This window comes from Deinococcus radiophilus (assembly GCF_020889625.1).
Classification (GTDB): domain Bacteria; phylum Deinococcota; class Deinococci; order Deinococcales; family Deinococcaceae; genus Deinococcus; species Deinococcus radiophilus.
Genome location: NZ_CP086380.1, coordinates 1291779 through 1307458, shown reverse-complemented (window position 1 = coordinate 1307458; position 15680 = coordinate 1291779). Strand labels below are relative to the sequence as shown.

Sequence of the window (15680 nt, the reverse complement as noted above, 5' to 3'; positions counted from 1 at the left end):
GCTGCCGGGTGGAGGCAGCGGTCACCGCAAACTACTCCGATTCTTCCGCGTTGAGAACCGGAGAAAGTGGGCTGGGTGGGCGCTGCGCTGTATAGGTGCGTGATACATCCACCACGGCGCGTCCGGCAATCGCCTCACGGCCCAGCAGCATCGGAAAGCGCATGTTATCCCGCTCGGTCAGGGTAATTTCAATGGGCCAGCGCTGGCCGAACAGTTCCAGGTCGGTACAGATCACCGGGCGGCGTTCGCTGTGGCCGTTGGAACTGGTGACGCGGCGGTATTCCAGCAGTGGGGCTTGGACCCGGCGGGCTGGAGGTGCCTCATTCCGGGTCAGGGGTCCCGGCCAGGGCAGCAGCAAGGTGAAGCGAATCCAGAGCTGCCCCTGCTGCTCGAATTCCTCGGGGTCTTCGGCGTGCAGGGCACTGGTCTTGGCCCCGGTATCCACCTTGACCCGCACCCGGCTCAGGTTCAGGTCCGGCAAGGCCACCCACTCCTTCCAGCCGAGAACATGCAGCGCATGGGAGGGATGCGGTGAGATGGACATGGCGGCCATTGTACGACGGGGCAGGCCAGCCCGCTGTCAGGTTTTGCCGGTCCTGGTGGGTGCGCCTGGGCGTGGCGCAGCTGCGTTCAGGGCCACACTGGCCAGCACCAGGGCCGCCCCCAGAAGTTGTATTCCGGTCAGCCAGTCGCGGAGAAACACCACGTCCAACAGCACGGCGGTAAGTGGACTGAGGGGCGCGAGCAGTCCCACCTGCTGGACCGGCAAGCGGTTCAGGCCGCGCTGCCATAGCACCGCTGCCAGTGCCGTGCCGATCAGGGTCATGACGGTCAGCGCCGCCCAGCCAGAAGGAGGCAGATGGGTCAGGGCTGAGGCGGAGGGCAGCGCGAACGGCAGCAGCATCAGCCCACCCAGCGTCAGTTCCCAGGCCACCTGGTCCAGCGGGCGCGCCCCGGGCGGTGGCCCCCAGCGCCCGAACAGCACTGTCCCCAGTGCATTGACCAGCGCAAAACCCAGGGCAAACATCAGGCCTGCCGCGCTGAGAGCCTCACCGCCGCTGAGGCTGATCAGCGCCACGCCCGCCAGGCCCGCCCCAGCCAGGGCCAGGTTCAGTCGGGTAGGGATCTGGCCCAGCACCGGCCAGGCCAGCAGGACCACCAGCATGGCGCTGCTGGCCCCCACGGTGGCCGCCACCCCGCCGGGCAGGTGCAGCGCGGCACCGTACAGCAGCACGAAAAACAGCGCCTGGCGCAGCACCGCCAGCACGGCAACCCGGCCCCACCAGCCGGGCGGTGGCAGGCGGCGCGAAAGCAACCAGAGCAGCAGGCCCGCTGGCAAAATCCGCATGACACCCAGCAGCAGGGCGGGCAGCTCACTGACAAAAGTGGTGGTCAGCAGATAGGTGGTCCCCCAGATCAGCGGTGCCAGCGCCGTGAGCAGCAGGTCGCGGTTCATTGAAGTCAGTATGACAGATTTATTTCGGCGTCGAAATATCCATCCTGTCATACTGAGAGGCGATGAAGACCCGGCCCCTTCTGGAGCGCATTGACCGTGACTGGCGCACCCGCCGCCCGGACCTGGACCCCACGCCAATGCGCCGTCTGATCCTGCTGGCCCGCACGGCCCGCGCCGCCGCCGAGCGGATCGAGGCGGGTCAGGGGCGCCACGGTCTGAACAGCGCCCAAGCTGACCTCTTGCTCACGCTCTACCGCAGTGCGCCCCCTGAAGGCCTGACCCCCGGCCAGCTCACGGGCCTGAGCGCCATTTCGCCCAGCTCGGTAACCAATCGCCTGGACCGCCTGGCCGCCGAGGGGCTGATCAAGCGCCTGCCCGACCCGGCAGATGCCCGCGTGCGCCGGGTGCAGCTGGCGGAGGCAGGCCGCCAGCGCGTCGAGCAGCTCTTGCCGGATCACCTGGCCGGGGAAAGGGCGCTGCTCTCGGCCCTGACCGAAGCCGAGCAGGCCGAGCTGGAACAGCTGCTGCTGCGGCTGCTGGATAGGCTGGAGGCGGGCGCAGACTGATACGGATTCCGGATGAATCGGTGCTTTTTTCAGGTTCATTCAAGGGCAACGGGACTGGCAAAGCTGCGGAGCAGAGAAAGAATACGGGTTCCCGCGCTGTGGAGCTGCAATCGGGGCTTCGCAGGCTGTGCCGTCATGCAGCGAAAGCCGTGCAGGGCTGCATTTATCATCAAGGAAAAAGGCGCTCAAGACCGCAGCCTCGGCCCCTAGACCCTCCGACTTTTAGACCTTCAGACCCGCTTCACAGCATGCTCAGCTCTTGGCCTTCGAGGTGGCGCAGGTGTTCGGGCAGCCCGTCTTCGGCGTCTTGAAAGACCTGCTCGGCCTTGTAGCTGGAGCGGCTCAGCGGGCTGGCGACCACTTCCAGAAAGCCCAGGCTCAGGCCCTCGTCGCGGATTTCGTTGAACTCGGCCGGGGAAATGTAGCGCTCCACCGGCAGGTGGTGCTGGGTGGGCCGCAGGTACTGCCCGAACGTCACCACGTCCACGCCCGCCGAGCGCAGGTCCTTCATCGCCTGGGTGATTTCCTCGCGCGTTTCGCCCAGGCCCAGCATGATGCTGGTCTTGGTCACCACGTCTGGGCGGTACTGTTTGGCGTGGCGCAGCACCTCGATGGTCTGCCAGTAGCCGGCGCGGCGGTCACGCACCGGATGGGTCAGGCGCTCCACCGTTTCCAGGTTTTGGGCGTAGGTGTCCACGCCGCTGTCCAGCACCAGCTCCACGCAGGCTTTTTTGCCGCCGAAGTCGGGCGTCAGGCTTTCCACGCGGGTACCGGGGTTGGCCCGCTTGATGGCCGTCACCGTCTTGGCGAAGTGGTAGGCGCCGCCGTCGGGCAGGTCGTCGCGGTCCACTGAGGTCAGCACCACGTATTTCAGGCCCATCAGCTGCACGCTTTCGGCCACGCTCTGCGGCTCGTTCAGGTCCAGCAGGCCGCGTGGGTTGCCGGTGTCCACCGCGCAGAACCGGCAAGCGCGGGTGCAAATATGGCCCATCAGCATGAACGTCGCCGTGCCGCGCGACCAGCACTCCCCGATGTTGGGGCACATGGCCTCTTCGCAGACCGTGTGCAACTTGTGCTCTTTCACGATGCCCTTCACCTCGGCGTAGTGGCCGCCTGAGGGCAGGCGCACCTTCAGCCACTCTGGTTTGGGGTCGCGGGTCTTGACACTGTCTTTGCGGTAGATGCCGTTCTTGATGAAGGTCGGCTCTTTCTGGGCTTGCGGAGTGGGGGTGGCCGATTCGGACTGGGTCATGCGTCTGACTCCTTAGATTGGGGATGAGGTATGGCCGCGTGCAGCGCAGAGGCGGGCAGACTGAAATCATAATCGCGGAAAACTGACGCAAATGCAGTGGTCAGGGCCGCTTTGGCTGCGTCCATGCTGGCACTCTGCCCCAGACCGCGCAAGTCGTATTCGCGCTGCACACTGGTCATCTGGGTGTCCTGCAGGCCGCAGGGCACGATCAGGTCAAAGTGATGGAGCTGCGTGGCGATGTTCAGCCCGATGCCGTGCAGGGCCGTGTGCTGCTTGACGGCCACGCCGATAGAGGCGATTTTCTGCTGGCGTTCCAGGCCGTTCAAGTCACGTGGGCTGAGGTACACGCCCGCGTAACCGGGGTTGGGGCGGGCATCTTCTAGACCCAAGCTATGCAGAGCCTGCACGGTGGCGTCTTCCAGCAACCGCAGAAAGTCGCGCACCCGGCGGCCCACCGGGAAAATGGCGTAGACCACCAGCTGACCTGGGCCGTGATAGGTCACGTCGCCGCCGCGCTCGACCTCCAACACCTCGATGCCCTGACCCGCCAGATAGTCCCGCGTGACCACGATGTTTTCGCCTTCCCGCGCCTTGCGGCCCAGCGTGAGCACCGCAGGGTGTTCGACCAGCAGCAGTGTGGGGCGTGCGCCTGCCGCCACCTCGGCGTGCAAGTGATGCTGGATATCCCAGGCGTCCCGGTAAGGCAACGTCCCCAGGTCCAGCACGTCAAAATGTTCGGTGCGCTGGACTGGGTCAGGCAAAGAAGTCGGGGTCACGTCAGGCATTCTAGGGTGGGTCCGCTGGCCTGTCCGTAGCGCTGTCCAGCTTGGCTGACAGGCCAGGGCAAGTAGGCCAGATGGCCGATGCGGCTGGCCGCAGTATGGCGCTAGCTTGCTGCCATGCGCTGGCCTGCTCCCGACGGTACGCTTTTGCAGGTCCAGACCACCGGCTCGGGGCCGCCCCTCCTGCTGCTTTCGGGTGGGCCAGGTTGTGTGAACTATCTGCGTCCCGTGGCCGACCTCTTGCCCCACTGGACCTGTTATCTCCCGGACCCCAGAGGCGTCGGCCAGAGCGGCGGCGAGCCACACCGTCTGCTGGGTGAGCTGGCGGATCTGGAAAGTCTTCGCAGGCAGCTGGGCCTGAAGCGCTGGACAGTCCTCGGTCACTCCTGGGGGGCGGATCTGGGGCTGGCCTACGCGCTGGAGTATCCCGGCCAGCTAGAGCAACTGGTCTGTTTTGCCGGGACAGGGGTGCAGCATGACCGTGACTGGAGCGCGGCCTATCAGGCGGGCCAGCATCTCGAAACCCACTTTGAGGTGGAGTGCAGCGAGGCGGTCTGGGAAGCACTGCGCGGCGACTGGCGGCGTTATATCAAACAGCCGGAGTTATGGGCGCGGCTGGCCCGCCTGGGTGTCCCTGTGACCTTTCTGCACATGGAAAAAGACATCCGGCCGAACTGGTTTGTCTGCCAGTTGGCCGAATTGTTGCCGTATGGGCGTTACCTGGAACTGCCCGGAGCCAGTCACTATGCCTGGCTCACGCATGGGCCGGAATTGCAGCACGCCCTGTTGCGGGCTTTGAAACCTTGAGCCGCCTTCCCCTTGAGCCTGACCCTGCCGCCACGTATAGTAGGAAGGTCTGCCCCGCGCCGCCCCCAGGGCTTCTTCTCGCGGGTGCGTTCTGTCAAGAATGTCTCGGCCAATCCCAGTTGGTCTACCCCAAATCCCACCTTAGAGACAGTCCGCTGACCAAGGAGCATCATGACCAAAGTAAACCGTGGCGAAATCCTGCGCTCTGTTGAGCAACCCCATATCCGTAAAGGCCTGCCTGAGTTCCAGCCCGGCGACACCGTGCGCGTCACCACCAAAGTGGTCGAAGGCAACCGGACCCGTAACCAGGCCTTTGACGGCGTGGTGATCGCCATCAACGGCGCTGGCAGCCGCAAGAGCTTTACCGTCCGTAAAATCAGCTTCGGTGAAGGCGTGGAGCGTGTCTTCCCCTTCTCCAGCCCCCGTCTGGACAGCGTTCAGGTGCTGGAGCGCGGTAAAGTGCGCCGTGCCAAGCTGTACTACCTGCGTGACCTGCGCGGTAAAGCTGCCCGCATCAAGTCCGACCGCAGCCGCGTGATGAAAGACGCCGAAGTGGCCAAGGTCGAGAAGGCCGCCGCCATCGAAGCTGCCCGCGAAGCCGAAGCCCGCGCCCTGGAAGCCAAAGCCCAGGCCGAAGCCGAGGCCCAGGCCGCCGCAGAAGCCGAGGCGAAAGCCAAGGCCGAAGCTGAAGCCCAGGCTGCTGCCGAAGCCGAAGCAGCCCAGGCAGAGCAAGCCGAGCAGCCCGCCGCTGAAGAAGGCAACGCCACTGACGCTGAAGCCGCTGAAGCTGCTCCCGGCGAAGCTGGCACCGAAGGCGAAGCCGAAGGTAGCGACACCGACAAGGCTTAAGCCTCCCACTCAACCGGCCCGTCTCCCTGGTGGGGGCGGGCTTTTTTGTGTACCGCTTGCGTGAGCGGGCGAAAGTGCCCACTGGTGGCCGCCGTGTGATGGTCTAACGTAGGGAGTGACAAAGGTGTACAGCGCACACAGTTTGTGCCTGCCCTCTAGAGGTCATCCGGAAAATGGGTGTGAGGTCCAAGCCAATCTATGTCTACTCGCTCTGCTCGCATAAAACCTGCGGAGGTGCGCCCACCTCCGCGATTTTCCGGACAGCCTCTACACTGTTTCCTATGCGTGGTTTTCAGGTCGTCGCTTCCCAGCACCGTCAGCATCCAGAGGCCCAGATTGCCCTGCCCCGGCGTGGATCGCGGCACTCGGCAGGGTATGACCTGGTGACGCCTGCTGCCCTGAGGGTGACCCCCGGCGAGGTGGTGCGGGTTGCCACTGACCTCAAGGCCTACATGCAGCCCGGCGAGGTCTTGCAGGTGTATGTGCGCTCCAGCGTGGGCTTGCGCGGGCTGGTGCTGACCAACACGGTGGGTATCATTGACGCCGACTACTATGGCAACTCGGACAATGACGGCAACATCATCCTGGCGCTGCGGAATCTGGGGGCGGACACCTTCACGGCGCAGGCCGGGGACCGGGTGGCCCAGGGCGTGTTTATGCCCTACCTGCTGGCCGAGGGGGACGAGCTGGAATCTGGCGAGCTGCGCGCAGGCGGCTACGGACATACCGGGCGCTAATCCCGCACTGACTTGCCCCGGCCTAGACTGGGAGCCATGAATTCTGAACGTACCCGGCCCGCTGACCTGCCGCTGCTGCTGGCTTTTGATCTGGACGGCACGCTGGTGCCGGAGCTGAGTAATGAGCTGCCAGACGATACTGCCCAGGCGCTGGAACGGCTACATGGTCTGGGCGTGCAGCTGGCGGTAATTACCGGGCGTGACCTCGTGCCTGCTTCTATCGCTGAGCGCGTTGCCTTCGGGGCGCTGGCCTCGCAAAATGGGGGCCGCGTTGAGATCGGCGGCGAGCTGCACGCTTCGGCGCAGTTCACGGATGCCGAGCTGGAAGCGATTTTGGCCCACGAGCTGGAAGATGCCCGCCTGATTCTGTATTCGGACGGGATGCTGTATATGGACCTGCCCGCAAGCCAGCAGGTTCCCGACTGGATCGCCACACGCGGTCACCGCCCACTGGCCGAGGCGCAGGGGCAACGCATCGAAAAGGTGGGCTTCTGGCACGCTGGCGTCTCCAGCCATGCGGAAAAACTGCGTGCCCAGCAGCCACAGCTGGTGCTGACCGGCGCACAGCCGCCCTACGAGCAATACCTGACCGTGACACCTACCGGGGCACACAAAGGCGCGGCGCTGACACTGCTGGCCGGGGCGCTGGGCGTACCGCCAGAACGCACCGTGGTTTTTGGCGACACCGACAACGACATTGCCATGTTCGAGGTGGGCGGGTATGCGGTGCAGTCGGGTGACTTACCGCTGCTGGCCGAACACGCCGACGAGCGCATCAGCGGGCCGGAGGCACTGGCGGCCTGGCTGGACGCCCTGGCCGACGAGCTGGAGGCCCAGGCATGACCCGCCCGGCACGTGAGCGTCCCAGTGGGTTGCCACTGCTACTGGCCTTCGACTTTGACGGGACGCTGGTGCCGGACGGCCACCCGGAGCTGCCCCCAGGGCTGCCCGAAGTGCTGCGCCGCCTAAGCGAGCGCGGGGTCAAACTTGCGGCCGTCACTGGGCGCGACCGACTGCCTCCTGGGATTGAGGACGCCATTCCCTTTGATGGCGTAGCCACCCAGAACGGCGGCCACGTGGAGGTCGGCGGCGAGGTGAAGCACGCGCTGTATTTCACCGCTGAAGAACTGGAAGCAGTGCTGGCCCACTCCATGCAGGGCGTGCGGCTGATGATGTTCAGCGCCGGGCAGATGTACGTAGACCTGCCTGAAGGCGAGGTGCCGACCACCCAGCAGCTGGCCCGTAATCCGCGTCCTACAGCCGAGGCTCCGGCGGGCCGCGTGCAGAAGGTGAACTTTTTTCACGATGGGGTGGCAGGCCACGCCGAGCAGCTGCGGGAGCACCGGAGCGGGTTCACGGTCACAGGCGCGCAGCCGCCCTACAGCCGCATGATGACGGTGACTCCCAAAGGGGCGCACAAGGGCGCGGGCCTGGAGATTCTGGCCCGTGAGCTAGATATACCTCTGGAACGCACCATCGTCTTTGGTGACAGTGACAACGACGTGGCCATGTTTGAGGTGGCTGGATACGCGGTGCAGTCGGGTGATTTGCCATTGCTCCACGCCCACGCGGACGAGAGTATTCGCGGGCCGGAGGTGCTGGCGGCCTGGCTGGAAGGGCTCATGGGTGAAGAGGAGAAGTAGCTGACCAGCCAACAAACATCCCCGCCTTCTGGGCGGGGATGTTCTTCCAGCGTAAGGGGTGAGTCTTAGCGCTTGGAGAACTGTGGAGCGCGGCGGGCCTTTTTCAGACCGTACTTCTTGCGCTCGACTTCGCGGGCGTCGCGGGTCATCAGGCCGTGGGGCTTGAGGGCAGCGCGGAAGTCGGGGTTGCTCTGCACCAGGGCGCGGGCAATGCCCAGCTTGATGGCGTCGATCTGACCGCTGGGGCCACCGCCCTTGACGGTAATCACGGTATCAAAGCGGCCAGCGGTGCCGGTTTCCTTGAAGCCTTGCAGGGCCTGGAAAGCACGCAGCACGCCCTGGAAGTAGCTCTGGAAATCTTTGCCGTTCACGGTGATTTTGCCTTCGCCAGGGCGCAGGAAAACGCGGGCCACGGCGGACTTGCGGCGTCCGGTTCCATAGAACTGCTCAGTCTTATCGGCCATGTTGAACCTCTAGCTTTTCGGGTTTCTGGGAGGCGTGGGGGTGCTGTTCACCGGCGTAGACCTTCAGGCGGCTGTGCATGGCACGGCCCTGACGGCCCTTGGGCAGCATGCCGTATACGGCGCGCTCAATAACGCGCTCGGGGTGCTTGGCCAGTGCCTGACGGGCGGTTTCGCTCCGCAGACCACCCTGGTAGCCGGTGTAACGGGTGTAGACCTTCTGGTCCATTTTCTGACCGGTCAGGACAACTTTTTCGGCGTTCAGGACAACCACGAAGTCACCCTGGATCATGTTGGGGGTGAAGTCGGGGCGGTGCTTGCCACGGATACGGCTGGCGACCAGCGTTGCCAGGCGGCCCAGGGGGATGCCGGCGGCGTCCACCACGACCCAGTTCTGCTCATCGTTTTTGGGGATGTAGGTTTTCACCTTGTACTCCAGTGTGGGAAATTGGGATTTCTACGCCCTGACGCGTTGGCCAGCGGGCAGATGGGGTTGGCTGTTGGTTTGCAGACCAGCCGACCTTCGGGGGAGAGGGTCAGCGGGAAACCTCCGGGAGCCGCCCGGCGCTCCGCGCCCTACCAAGCACGAAACACTAAAGGTCAGGGTAGCAAATTTCGGGGGTGGGAGGCAAGGCTAGGGGTAGATGGGAAGCAGCCACCCTAAATACACGTTCCGCGCTTCCGTTGGCCACTGTGGACTTTGTTTCCGGCGTGATCCACTTTTCGACCTTCTGATGTGGTGGGTATGTCTGCTCAACCGTCACCTGGCGGCCCGTTGCCAGGCCAGGCCCTTGCTAGCATCAGCCAATGCCTGCTGGCCCCAAATCCAGATCCAATCTGACCCCAGCGCAAGTTCCGGCGCACACCCTCAAGGGCACTGGGAGCGGCACGCTGCCGCCGATGTTGCAGCAGTACGTGGCCATGCGCGACGAGGTGCAGGAAGAATTTCCGGGAGCATTGCTGCTGTTTCAGGTGGGCGACTTCTACGAAACCTTTGGCGAGGACGCGGAGCGGGCCGCCCGCTTGCTGGGCATTGCCCTGACCCACAAAAGCAGCAAGGACTTCAGCACGCCGATGGCCGGAGTGCCGCTGCGGACGCTGGACAGTCAGATTGAGAAATTGCTGGCCCAGGGCGTGCGGGTGGCGGTGGCCGATCAGGTCGAAGAACCCGGCTCGGGGTTGGTGGCCCGCGAGGTCACGCAGCTGCTGACCCCCGGCACGCTGACCGACGCGCGCTGGCTGAGCGCCGATGAAAACTATCTGGCGGCGGTGTCCACCGGAGAGGGCTACGCCCTGAGCCTGCTGGACGTGTCCACCGGCGAGTTTCGCTGCGCGGCTTTTCATACCCGCACGGCGCTGTATGACGAACTCTCGCGCTGGCGCACCCGTGAGGTATTGCTGGCCCCCGAGCTGTCGGGCAACGGCGCACTGCTGGCCGATTTTCAGGCCCGCTTCGCGGTGATGCTCTCGCCCGCCAACTTTGAAGAAGATGCGGCGCAGCAAGAATTGCAAGCTGTACTGGGCGAGATTCCGGCCACCCTGGACTCGTCGGCGCTGCGGCGGGCCTGCGGGGCGGTGCTGGGCTACGCCCGCCTGACGCAACAGGGGCGGCTGGAGATGGTGCGGCGACTGACCCGCTTTCAGCCGGGGGCGCACATGTCACTGCCCGACAGTACCCTCCGGGCGCTGGAGGTGTTCGCGCCGCACTCGCCACAGGGCCTGAGCCTGATGGACGTGCTGTGTGAAACCCGCACCGCCGGGGGCCGCCGCCGCCTGCGGGCCTGGCTGCGGGCGCCGCTGCTGGACGCCCTGAGCATCACGGCGCGGCAAGACGCGCTGGAAGCACTCTATGCCCAGCCCGACCTGCGCGCCGGAGTGCGGGCGCTGCTGTACCGCGCCCACGACCTGGAGCGGCTGGCGGCCCGCGTGTCCACCCGCCGCGCCACGCCCCGTGAGGTGGCGGCGCTGGCCCGCACGCTGGAACTGCTGCCCGAAGCGGCTGAGCTGCTGACCCCTTTTGACGGTTTGCTGGGCGGCATCCGCGCCCGCCTCTCCGCACTGCCGGATGTGGTGCAGGCCATCCGGGGCGCACTGGTAGACGAGCCGCCGATCCGTGCCGGAGAGGGCGGCCTGATCCGGGAGGGCTACAGCCCCGAGCTGGACAGCCTGCGGGCCGAAGCCATCTCACACCGCGCCTGGCTGGCCGAGCTGGAGGGCACCGAGCGGGAGCGCACCGGGATCGGCAGCCTGAAGGTGGGCTTCAATGGGGTGTTCGGCTATTACCTGGAAGTGACCAAGGCCCATGCTGCCCGCGTGCCCGCCGACTATCACCAGGTGGCCACCCTCAAGGACCGCGCCCGCTTTACCCGCCCGGACCTGCGCGAGCGTGAGCGTGAAATCGCCCGGCTGGACGCCGCCGCCGCCCGCTTGGAACTGAGTGTGTTTACCGAGCTGCGCGACACCCTGGCCGCTCACGCGGACGCCCTGGCCGAAGCAGCGGGGGCGCTGGCTGACCTGGACGTGATCGCGGGCCTGGCCGAAGTGGCTGCCGAGCGCGGCTGGGTGCGCCCAAGTCTCAGCGACGGGGGTGAGCTGAGTCTGACCCAGGCCCGGCACCCGGTGGTGGAATACGCGCTGATGGGAGGCGGCGGAGGCCAGTTCGTGCCCAACGACGCGGCGCTGGGGCCGCAGCAGCGGCTGCTGCTACTGACCGGGCCGAACATGGCCGGAAAAAGCACCTACTTGCGGACGGTGGCGCTGGCGGCGCTGCTGCACCAGATCGGGGCTTACCTGCCTGCCGAGAGCGCCACCTTGCCCATCTATGACGCCGTGCATACCCGGATCGGGGCCAGCGACGACCTGGCCGGGGGGCGCTCCACGTTCATGGTGGAAATGTCCGAGCTGGCCGCCATCCTGCACGGGGCGACCCCCAACAGCCTGGTAATCCTGGACGAGATCGGGCGCGGTACGTCTACCCTGGACGGTCTCGCTATCGCGCAGGCCGCGTTGGAACACCTGCACTGCTGCGGGGCGCACACGCTGTTTGCCACGCACTATTTCGAGCTGACTCGCCTGGACGCCGAGCTGCCGGGACTGGTCAACCTGCATGTGGCTGCCGAGGAAGAAGCCGGGCAGCTGACCTTTTTCCATCAGGTGATTCCCGGCGCGGCCCGCCAGAGCTACGGCGTGGAGGTGGCGCGGCTGGCGGGGTTGCCCGCCCAGGTCACGGCCCGCAGCAGCGAACTGCTGGCCGCCCTGAGCGTGCAGGGCGACGACCGCGCCATCCGCCAGGAACTGGCCGCGCTGGACCTCAGCCGCCTGACGCCGCTGGACGCCCTGGCCGTGCTGCATAGGTGGAAGCGCAGCGAAGCCGACGAACCATTGGAGTAAAAGTGAGATCAGACTCTTTTCAGGCGGTGACGCTAGCGTGAGCGCATGAACCCCCGTTCGCCCTGGCCGCCGCTGCTGCTCACTGTTTTCATGCTGGCTTCCTGCTTTATTCCCGCCAGCCTGGGCAACTTGGCGCTCAAGCAGGGGCTGACGCGGCTGGGCGAAGTGGGCCGGGATGACCCACACGAGTTCGTGACCAACGGTGTGGCCATCCATGACACCGGGGCCAGTGTCTACGTTCCCGCACTGGTCAGCCGCAAAACCGTGCAAGACCTGAGTGCAGCGGCGCGGGCCTGGGAGGCGGCCCATCCCCTGGTCGTTGACCCGGCGGCCCCTCCCGGTTGGTACGATGACCGCAATCCCTATCAGACGATGCTGAACACCGTGCAGCAGGACGCCGATCAGTTCACGGGCGGTGACGTAGACCGGCTGGGCGATCTGGGCCGTTATTTTGCCAGCTTTGTCGCCTGGTTTTTCAACTGAAGCCTGTTTACGCAAATAACAGAACCCCTTCCACACTCTGCCTGTCCTGAACCCGCTAGCCTGTGGGCGACGATGACCGACCCGCACATTCGCCTGCTGCCGCCCGAAGTCGCCCGCCAGATCGCGGCGGGCGAGGTGGTGTCGCGCCCGCTGGACGTGCTGCGCGAGCTGCTGGAAAATGCGCTGGACGCGGGAAGCACCCGCCTGGAAATCGAAGTGGAGCGCGGCGGGCTGGGACTGGTGACGGTGCGCGACAACGGGCGCGGCATTCCCGCCGCCGAGGTGGGGCTGGCCCCGCTGCGGCACGCGACCTCCAAGCTGGGAGAGGGGGGACTGGATCACGTCTCGACGCTGGGTTTTCGGGGCGAGGCGCTCTGGGCGGCGGCGCAGGCGGGCGAACTGACGCTGCTGACCCGCCCGGCCGGGCAACTGGGCGCGGCCCACTTGCGGGCGCAGGGCGACGCGGTCACGGTGACGCGTGCCTCGGCCCCGGCAGGTACGTCGGCGGCAGTGAGGGGGCTGTTTGCGGGTCAGCCCGCCCGGCGAGCGACCCAGGCCCCGCCCGCCAGCGAAGTCCGTGAAATGACGGCGCTGCTAGGCCGCTACGTGCTGCACCACCCGCAGCTTTACTGGCGGCTGACCGTGGACGGCGAGGTGCGCCTGAGCCACGCGCCGGGCGATCACCGGGGCGCGGTGGCGACGATTTACGGCCCGGTGAGTGCCAACCGGGTCTTGCCGCTGGCGGCGGCGGGCATCAGCGGCGTGATTTCGCGGCCCGAACTGACGCGGGCGCGGCGGGACCGTCTGCACTTTGCGGTGAATGGCCGCCCGGTGCAGGCCCCCGCCGAGCTGGAACAGGCGGTGCTGGACGCCTACGCTGAGCTGCTGCCCGCCGGCACCGCGCCACTGGCGGTTCTGAACCTAAGCGTGCCGCCAGCGGCCCACAACCCCAATGTTCACCCCAGCAAGCAGGTGGTGGCGCTGGCCGACCTGCCGGGGCTGGCCGCGCAGGTGCGGGAGGCGGTGGCCGCTGCCCTGGCGGGAGTACCGCATGTCCGCGCCCTGCCGGACCTGCGCTTGCCTGCCGAGAGCGCTCAGGAGATGCCCGCTGCTCCTTCCGGCATCTTCCCTGAGATGCGGCTGCTGGGCGTGTATCAGGAGCTGTACCTGTTGGCCGAATCGGAGAGCGACCTGTGGGTCATTGACGCGCACGCCGCCCACGAGCGGGCGCTGTACGAGGAATTGCAGCGCGGAGTGGCCGAGCTGCCGCCGTTCGAGTTGCCCACGCCGGAGCTGCTGCACCTGACCCCCGAACAGGCCGCCCGCCTGGCCGAGCGGGCCGAAGCCCTGGCCGCCTGGGGACTGGTCATCGAACCGTTCGGGGCGGGGCTGGCACGGTTGCGCTCGCTGCCAGCGGCTCTGGCGGCGCTGCCGGTGCCGGACCTGCACGCCAGCGTCATTGACACGGCCCTGGGTGAAGGCGGCGACCCGCAGCGCGAACTGCTGTCGCGGCTGGCCTGCTTGCCTGCGCTCAAGGCTGGGGCCGTCACCGAGGAGAATGGCCCGCAGATTCTGACGGGGCTGGCTGCCTGTGCCCAGCCCTGGGCCTGCCCGCACGGACGGCCCACCACCCTGCGCCTCTCGGAGCGCGACCTGGCGCACACCTTCGGGCGGCGCGGCGTGCGCGACGTGGCGCGGGGGCGGGATCTGGACGGTTAAGCCCGCTTTACCCGGCGTCAGCGGTCCGTCAGACTGCGGGCCGAAACTGTGACCATGCACCCCTTACGCCTGCTGCCCCTCCCGCTGGCCCTGCTCTGCGCCTCTGGCTTGGCCCAGTCCTTGCCGACCCTGAAGGTAGATGCTGCCCCGATAGGCCGCACGGCGGCGGTAGAGCGGGTAGCCAGCGTGCCGCAACCGGAAGGCCCAGTCATGACCTTGCCGGCCCATACCCGCGCCGTACTGAACGTGCCGGGCCGGACCTGGCAAGCCCAGTACGCCGGAGAGGAACCACCGGCCTATGTGGCGGTGATTCCGCTGGACACTCTCAAGTCGCACTATCCGGCCCCTATGGGTGCGCTGAGCGCTGAGGTGAACCGGGTGATAGCGGCGGCGCAGGGTGGCCCCCTCCGGAAGGGTGGTGTTGCTGGAGGCCTGCCTTATCTGCCGCTGCCTAACGCTGCCCAGGCCGCGTCCGGTTCGCTGGCCCGTATCAGCAACAATGACATCCAGGGCTTCCGTTACCTGACAGTGTATTCGCAGGAAGCGGGCATCCGCTTTCCGCGCACGGCGGTTCGCTACACCTTCCAGGGCGTCACCCGCGACGGCAAACATCTGGTGATCATGCACGTGCCCTACGAGGTCCGCACCCTGCCCACCGCCGAGCAGATTGAACGTGAGGACAGCCGCAACCGGGGCTTTCTGGCTCCTTTTCCTGGCACGCCGGGTGGGCTGAGCCAGGAAGCCTTCGCGAAAAAGAACGAACAGTATCTCTGCGACCTCACCACCAAGCTGGACGCCGAAGGCCGGGTAGGTCGCCTCTCTGCACTGGACAGCGTGGTCCGGTCTATTCAGGTCCGCTGATGTGCCTGCTGGGGTCGGCGGGCCGTCTCAAAGGCTGGGCGGCGCTGGGCCTGCTCGCCGCCGGATTGCTGTGGCTGCTGGCCTGGCCAGAGCTGCTCAGCATAGGCCAGAGCATGAGTGACGGGGGCGCACACCCCTACGCTATGGCGGATCAGGTGCGGCTGGGCCTGCGCCCCTGGCTCACTTTTTATGAGGGTGATCCTCACGTCGGACCGTATTACACCTACCCGCTGCTGTGGGGCTGGGCGCTGCTGAATACGCTGCTGCTGTGGCCGCTGCGCCCGCAGTTCGCGGCGGCGCGGGCCATGTTCACGCTGCACAGCCTGACCGCTGCCTTGCTGATCGTGGCGGGGCTGACGTGGCTCCCCTACGCGGCAAGCGAGATCAATGCGTTGTTCACTGCTGGGCCGGAACCAGGGCGTTCGCTGTCCGGGTTCGGACCATATCTGGTGGCGGAGCAATGTACCGGTTGGTCAGAAGGAGGGGGCTGCCAGAGCGAGGAAAGCATTCGCATCCTCAATCCGGCGTTCTGGGGACTGATTGGCTTGACCCTGGCCCCGCTGCTGGGCCTGCTGGTGCGCGAGCCTCGGCCCCGGCCCGTGCCTGCGCCTACCACCCACGCGCCGCAGTTGTAGGCCGCACTTCTCGGTCCTGAACATTCCTGGCTCAATTGC

General features: G+C 66.4%; 16 protein-coding genes and 1 pseudogene. 11 read left to right on the top strand and 6 right to left on the bottom strand.

All coding sequences use genetic code 11. From position 1 onward, the window contains the following. Window positions 1–31 precede the first annotated feature (31 nt). Both LMT64_RS06560 and LMT64_RS06555 read right to left on the bottom strand, forming a co-directional pair. Window positions 32–544, bottom strand: a complete 513-nt coding sequence (locus LMT64_RS06560) for an ATP-dependent zinc protease family protein (RefSeq protein ID WP_126351438.1) — start codon at window positions 542–544, stop codon at window positions 32–34. Between the two features lie 36 nt (window positions 545–580). Continuing rightward, window positions 581–1456, bottom strand: coding sequence for a DMT family transporter (locus tag LMT64_RS06555; RefSeq protein WP_170165929.1), 876 nt, complete (start codon window positions 1454–1456; stop codon window positions 581–583). 62 nt (window positions 1457–1518) lie between these two features. Between LMT64_RS06555 and LMT64_RS06550 the strand changes: the two genes are divergently transcribed. After that, window positions 1519–2022 carry a MarR family winged helix-turn-helix transcriptional regulator gene (locus LMT64_RS06550; protein WP_126351436.1) on the top strand — a complete coding sequence of 168 codons (504 nt, stop codon included), beginning with the start codon at window positions 1519–1521 and terminating at the stop codon, window positions 2020–2022. Window positions 2023–2263: 241 nt separating this feature from the next. Here LMT64_RS06550 and lipA read toward each other — a convergent pair whose 3' ends face one another. Together lipA and lipB are read right to left on the bottom strand one after the other, a co-directional pair. After that, window positions 2264–3274, bottom strand: coding sequence for a lipoyl synthase (lipA, locus tag LMT64_RS06545; RefSeq protein WP_126351435.1), 1011 nt, complete (start codon window positions 3272–3274; stop codon window positions 2264–2266). Beyond that, a complete protein-coding gene (lipB, locus tag LMT64_RS06540; protein ID WP_229253089.1) occupies window positions 3271–4050 on the bottom strand; it encodes a lipoyl(octanoyl) transferase LipB in 780 nt (259 codons plus the stop codon). Before lipB ends, lipA begins: the two co-directional genes overlap by 4 nt. A gap of 123 nt (window positions 4051–4173) precedes the next feature. On the opposite strand from lipB, the gene LMT64_RS06535 reads away from it, so the two are divergent. The 5 genes and pseudogenes from LMT64_RS06535 to LMT64_RS06515 all read left to right on the top strand — a co-directional run bounded on the left by LMT64_RS06535 (window position 4174) and on the right by LMT64_RS06515 (window position 8092). Then, window positions 4174–4863: an alpha/beta fold hydrolase gene (locus LMT64_RS06535; RefSeq protein WP_126351433.1), complete on the top strand. Its 690-nt coding sequence runs from the start codon at window positions 4174–4176 to the stop codon at window positions 4861–4863. Between the two features lie 171 nt (window positions 4864–5034). After that, a pseudogene (gene rplS / locus LMT64_RS06530) lies at window positions 5035–5493 on the top strand (50S ribosomal protein L19); the annotation flags it as partial. Window positions 5494–5993: 500 nt separating this feature from the next. Next, entirely contained in the window at window positions 5994–6449 is a 456-nt protein-coding gene (locus tag LMT64_RS06525; RefSeq protein ID WP_126351431.1) for a dCTP deaminase/dUTPase family protein, read from the top strand. 36 nt (window positions 6450–6485) lie between these two features. Further along, window positions 6486–7292, top strand: a complete 807-nt coding sequence (locus LMT64_RS06520) for an HAD hydrolase family protein (protein ID WP_126351430.1) — start codon at window positions 6486–6488, stop codon at window positions 7290–7292. Further along, window positions 7289–8092 carry an HAD hydrolase family protein gene (locus LMT64_RS06515; RefSeq protein WP_126351429.1) on the top strand — a complete coding sequence of 268 codons (804 nt, stop codon included), beginning with the start codon at window positions 7289–7291 and terminating at the stop codon, window positions 8090–8092. The genes LMT64_RS06520 and LMT64_RS06515 overlap by 4 nt, the downstream gene beginning before the upstream one ends. A 65-nt stretch (window positions 8093–8157) precedes the next feature. On the opposite strand, the gene rpsI is transcribed toward LMT64_RS06515, so the two are convergent. Then, a complete protein-coding gene (gene rpsI / locus LMT64_RS06510; protein WP_126351428.1) occupies window positions 8158–8556 on the bottom strand; it encodes a 30S ribosomal protein S9 in 399 nt (132 codons plus the stop codon). Beyond that, window positions 8546–8980: a 50S ribosomal protein L13 gene (rplM, locus tag LMT64_RS06505; RefSeq protein ID WP_126351427.1), complete on the bottom strand. Its 435-nt coding sequence runs from the start codon at window positions 8978–8980 to the stop codon at window positions 8546–8548. Before rplM ends, rpsI begins: the two co-directional genes overlap by 11 nt. 380 nt (window positions 8981–9360) lie before the next feature. On the opposite strand from rplM, the gene mutS reads away from it, so the two are divergent. The 5 genes from mutS to LMT64_RS06480 all read left to right on the top strand — a co-directional run bounded on the left by mutS (window position 9361) and on the right by LMT64_RS06480 (window position 15641). Next, entirely contained in the window at window positions 9361–11943 is a 2583-nt protein-coding gene (gene mutS / locus LMT64_RS06500; protein WP_126351426.1) for a DNA mismatch repair protein MutS, read from the top strand. A gap of 45 nt (window positions 11944–11988) precedes the next feature. Continuing rightward, the gene (locus LMT64_RS06495) at window positions 11989–12426 is read left to right on the top strand and encodes a hypothetical protein (RefSeq protein ID WP_126351425.1); all 438 of its coding nucleotides are present in this window, start codon (window positions 11989–11991) and stop codon (window positions 12424–12426) included. A gap of 72 nt (window positions 12427–12498) precedes the next feature. After that, entirely contained in the window at window positions 12499–14145 is a 1647-nt protein-coding gene (gene mutL, locus LMT64_RS06490) for a DNA mismatch repair endonuclease MutL (RefSeq protein ID WP_126351424.1), read from the top strand. 54 nt (window positions 14146–14199) lie between these two features. Further along, window positions 14200–15006: a hypothetical protein gene (locus tag LMT64_RS06485; RefSeq protein WP_126351423.1), complete on the top strand. Its 807-nt coding sequence runs from the start codon at window positions 14200–14202 to the stop codon at window positions 15004–15006. Then, window positions 15006–15641: a hypothetical protein gene (locus tag LMT64_RS06480; RefSeq protein ID WP_126351422.1), complete on the top strand. Its 636-nt coding sequence runs from the start codon at window positions 15006–15008 to the stop codon at window positions 15639–15641. Before LMT64_RS06485 ends, LMT64_RS06480 begins: the two co-directional genes overlap by 1 nt. The last annotated feature ends 39 nt before the right edge of the window (window positions 15642–15680 follow it).